Genomic DNA, 4,924 nt, shown 5'->3' on the forward strand with positions numbered 1-4,924 from the left:
AACGTCATGGTGCTCGACGGTGTGCGCACGCCAATCCAGGGTTTCGTGCTCGGCATCCTGATCGTCGGTGCCGTCGGCATGGATGCGGCGCTGCGCAAGCGGGGCGTGGCGTGATGCGTTTTCTTTCGCTTGTCTCGCAGCATCGCGTCGTCATCATTCTCGGCCTGACGCTCGTCATTTCCGCGCTGTTGGTCCCCGGCTACCTCTCGGCATCGACGCTCGGCCTCGGTCTCGACCGGGCGGCGACGATCGGCCTGATCGCGGTCGGCCTGACGGTGCTTTTGATATCGGGCCAGATCGACCTCTCCGGTGGCGCCGTGTTTGCCCTGGCCGGCATCGTATCGGTCATCCTGCAGCGAGAGATCGGCATCCTGCCTGCCGCGATCGCCGGCATCCTGGTCGGTACCCTGGCAGGCGCCATCAACGGCATGCTGGTCGTCGGCCTGAAGGTGAATTCGCTCGTGCTGACGCTCGCGACGATGCTGATCTTCCGCTCACTCGCGCACTGGATCACCAACAGCCAGCCGGTGACCGGAACCGACATCATGCTCTCCCTGGCGCTGGCCAAGATCTATCTCGATGTCTTCACCCTCCGCAGCGTGCTGTTCATCGCCCTGATCGTGCTGCTGCATTTCTGGCTGACGCGCACCATACCTGGGCGCAACGTCTTTGCGGTGGGGTCCAACCCGGCGGCTGCCAAGGAAAGCGGTATCGCCTCGGACCGTATCGTCTTTCTCGGCTTTGTCTTTGCCGGCACGCTTGCCGGCCTGGCGGGGGTTCTCCAGAGCCTCGTCACCAACACCGGCTCGCCTGTCTTCGGCTCGGAACTGACGGTCGCCGTCATTGCCGCGGTCGTTGTCGGCGGGACTCGTCTCGAAGGCGGCAAGGGATCCGCGCTCGGCACGCTCGGCGGCGTGCTGACGATCGGCTCGCTGACCATCGCGATGGAGTTCCAGTCCGTTCCCGCATACGTCCAGCAGGTCGTGTCCGGGCTTATCCTGATCCTGCTCGTCGTGCTCGATCGGGCCGTTACCACCAAGGGGAGGGCTCCGGGCACGCGCCCGGCGCTCGTTCGCGACAATCCAATCACTCAAGGAGGAACCACATGATTGGGAGGAAACGCATGATTGGCAAGAAAAGCATGCTTCACGTCGCCGCCATGGCGGCTGTGCTGGCATCGACGGGCTGGGCCAGCGCCAAGACGGTCTGCTACGTGACGGCAGCGGATTCGCATGCCTACGCGACGCCGGCCAACAAGGCGCTTCAGGCGCGCGCTGCGGAACTCGGCATCGAGATCCTGAGCCTCAGCCAGGATTTTGATGTCCAGAAAGGCACCGAGCAGCTCAACACCTGCGTTGCGCGCAAGGTCGATGGCATCATCCTGTGGCCGCTCGACCCGCAGGCATACATACCGGGGCTGGCGCGCGCGCAGCAGGCGAACATTCCGGCGATCCTCATCAATTCGCCGATGAGCGACGATGCCAAGCCGTTCATCAAGTCGTTCACCGGGCCTGATGTCTATGAGGAAGGCAAGCTGGCGGCGGACTCGCTGAGCAAGGCGCTGGGCGGCAAGGGCTCCGTCGTCATCATCGCCGGCCAGGCCGGCAACGGCACCACGATCGGCCGCGTCAGCGGATTTACCGACCGTCTCAAGGAAACCAATGCCGAGATCAACGTGCTCGACACGGTCAACGCCGACTTCGACCAGCAAAAGGCGCTGGTGGTGAGCCGCGATCTGATCACACGCTTCGGCGACCAGATCAGCGGTGTCTACGCCAATGACGACACGATGGCCCGCGGCTTCATCGACGCATGGAAAGAGGCGAACCCCTCCAAGGCCGCACCGCCGATCGTCGGCATCAATGGCCAGAAGGATGCGTTCGAATCGATCCGCACCAATGAGATGTACTCGACCATCGTCCAGTCGCCCGTCGAGGATGGCCGCCTGGCGATCAACACGATGGCCGAGATCATCGAGGGCAAGGAGGTCAAGGACCGGCTGCCGATCCCGCTGACAGTCGTCACCAAGGACAACGTCAACGCGGTCGAACCAGCGTTCTGATGCAGGAAGGCCGGCCCGCTGCACTCGGGTCGGCCTCGCCGCCGATTTCTTGGGGAGAGAAATTCTAATAGCGGCAACGGAATTGGAATAAACTAACTCTACAGAGTTTGTGGAATAAGCAATCTGCACTGGCGATCTGGTTTCCACCCGGACAGGACCACGCCATGCCTACCTTTTTGCGCTCGCCGTCAACCAAAGCAGGCATCTCCGGCCGCCTCCGTCAGGCGACGGGAGACAGGCCATGAGCAAGCACATTCCAGACCGTATCAAGGTGCTCTGGTTTCTGCCGACGCATGGCGACAGCCGCTATCTCGGCACGGCCGAGGGCGGCAGATCGGTCGATCTGCCCTATCTGACGCAAGTGGCGAAGGCGGCCGACACGCTCGGCTACTATGGCGTGCTGTTGCCGACCGGCCGCTCGTGCGAGGATTCCTGGGTGATCGCATCGGCTCTTGTGCCGATGACCGAACGCTTGCGTTTCCTTGTCGCTGTGCGGCCCGGTTTGCAGTCGCCGACGCTGGCCGCGCGCATGACTGCGACGCTGGACCGCATCTCCAATGGCCGCCTGCTGATCAACGTCGTCACCGGCGGCGATCCGCTGGAGAACAAGGGCGACGGCATTTTCCTGTCGCATGCCGAACGCTATGAGGTGACGCAGGAGTTCCTGCGCATATACAAGCGGGTGCTGAGCGGCGAGACGGTCGAGCATGACGGCAAGCATTTCCACATCGAGGACGGAAGGCTGCTGTTTCCGCCGGTGCAGACGCCTTACCCGCCGCTGTATTTCGGCGGTTCGTCCGATGCCGGGTCGACGGTGGCGGCGCAGGAGATCGACAAGTATTTGACCTGGGGCGAGCCGCCCGCCGATGTCGAGCGCAAGCTGGACAGCGTGCGTGAACTGGCGCAGAAGGCCGGCCGCAAGCTCTCTTTCGGCATTAGGCTGCATGTCATCGCCCGCGAAACCACCGAGGAGGCCTGGGCCGCTGCCGACAGGCTGATCAGCCGCCTCGACGACACGACGATCGCCTCGGCCCAAAAAGTCTTTGCGCGCATGGATTCGGTCGGGCAGGCGCGGATGAGCGCATTGCATGGCGGCGATCGTGCCAAGCTCGAGATCGCGCCCAATTTGTGGGCCGGCGTCGGCCTGGTGCGCGGCGGTGCCGGTACTGCCCTTGTCGGCGACCCCGACACGATCGCCGAGCGCATCGACGAGTACCGGCGCCTCGGCATCGATACCTTCATCCTGTCCGGCTATCCGCATCTGGAAGAAGCCTATCGCTTCGGCGAACTGGTGCTGCCGAAACTGCCGACCGACCATCCGGTAAAAGCCGCCGGCTCGTCCGTCAACACCGGTCCGTTCGGCGAGACCATCGCCGGCGACCACCGGCCGAAATCGCTCGCCAGCGCCTCGTGAACGCGCTCCCTCCGGCCCGCCGGTTGCGCGTCGCCATCCTTGGCGGCGGCTTTTCCGGCGCGGCGGTGGCCTGGCATCTGGCGCGGGCACCTCAATCGGAGCGCCTGTCGATTTCCGTCATCGAGCCGCGACCAGCGCTCGGCGGCGGCCTGGCCTATTCCAGCGAGGAACCGTCGCACCGGGTCAATGTCCCCGCAGTCAGGATGAGCATGGCTCCCGATGATCCGCAGCATTTTGCACGCTGGTTGGCTGGCAGCGGAGAACTCGAACACGACCCGGATGCCATCTGGAAGAACGGCGACGCTTTTCCGCGCCGTCGCGTATTCGGCCGCTACGTCGCCGAGCATCTGGCGCCGTATCTCGGTTCCGGCCTTGTCCATCATGTCGAAGGTTCCGCCACACGCGTGACACGCGATGCCAGTGGCGCGGGCTGGACCGTGCACACCTCTGCCGGACCGGTCGTCGCCGATATCCTCGTCCTGGCAGCGACGCATCCGCGGCCCGGAATTCCCAACGCGCTGGCCTCGCTGACGGAAGCGCCAGGTTTCGTCGCCGATCCGTACTCTTCCGCCGCGCTTTCAGGGATCGGGCCGGAGGCGTCGGTGCTGATCGTCGGCTCCGGGTTGACCTCGGCCGACATGGTCGCCGAACTTGACCGCCGTGGCCATCGCGGCCGTATCCTCGCGCTGTCGCGCCGCGGCCTGCGCTCGCGCGGCCACCCGGATATCAGGGGCGAGCCTTTTGGCGACTTTGCATCCGCGCCGGCCACGACGGCGCTCGGCCTGCTCAAGACCATTCGCGCGACGCTGGCGGCCGCGCGCGCCGCCAATGTCAACTGGCAGTCGGTCTTCGATCAGCTGCGCCTCCAGGGGCCGGTGCTGTGGGCCGCACTTGCGCCGCCGGAGCGGGCAAGGCTGGTGCGCCAGCTGCGCGTGTTCTGGGACGTGCATCGTTTCAGGATCGCGCCGCAGGTCGCCGCGGTGCTCGACCGGCGTCATGCCGCCGGTACAGTCGACACCATTGCCGCCAGGCTTGTCGCGTCGAACGACGAGGACGGCAGCCTGGCTGTCAGCTTTCAACGGCGCGGGCAGACCCGGATCGAGACGATGCGCTTCGCTGCCGTCATCAACACCACCGGTCCGGCCCATGGGCAGGCGCTGCAGCTGAACCCGGCGCTAAGCTCGCTGGCGGAAGCCGGCTTGATCAGGACGGACCAATATGGGCTTGGCATCGAGACAGGTCTCGACAGCCGCGCGATCGGCCGGGACGGCGCGGCGGTCGCGACACTCCTGGTCGCCGGCCCGCTGGCACGAGGGACTTTCGGCGAGCTCATGGGTCTGCCGGAAGTCGCCCGCCATGCCCAGGCGGTCGCGGTTGAAATTGCCAAGCTGCTGGTAACGCTGCCGTCAGCGCAGGCCATCGGCCCCAATGCCGCGCACCGTCCACAC

The 4,924-nt window shown here is 65.3% G+C and carries 4 protein-coding genes; all 4 read left to right on the plus strand.

Annotation, left to right across the window (positions count from 1 at the left end; genetic code table 11):
* Positions 1–113 precede the first annotated feature (113 nt).
* A complete protein-coding gene (locus EN969_RS16735; protein ID WP_063169855.1) occupies positions 114–1,109 on the plus strand; it encodes an ABC transporter permease in 996 nt (331 codons plus the stop codon).
* Between the two features lie 14 nt (positions 1,110–1,123).
* Positions 1,124–2,062, plus strand: a complete 939-nt coding sequence (locus tag EN969_RS16740) for a sugar ABC transporter substrate-binding protein (RefSeq protein WP_013528163.1) — start codon at positions 1,124–1,126, stop codon at positions 2,060–2,062.
* Between the two features lie 241 nt (positions 2,063–2,303).
* Complete coding sequence (gene ssuD, locus EN969_RS16745; RefSeq protein WP_063169856.1) at positions 2,304–3,476, plus strand: FMNH2-dependent alkanesulfonate monooxygenase; 1,173 nt, start codon at positions 2,304–2,306, stop codon at positions 3,474–3,476.
* Positions 3,473–4,924: FAD/NAD(P)-binding protein (locus tag EN969_RS16750; protein ID WP_127419251.1), on the plus strand; the 1,452-nt coding region annotated here is incomplete at its 3' end. The genes ssuD and EN969_RS16750, both read left to right, overlap by 4 nt.

The sequence above is a fragment of the Mesorhizobium sp. M7A.F.Ca.CA.003.01.2.1 genome (assembly GCF_003998945.1).
Classification (GTDB): domain Bacteria; phylum Pseudomonadota; class Alphaproteobacteria; order Rhizobiales; family Rhizobiaceae; genus Mesorhizobium; species Mesorhizobium ciceri.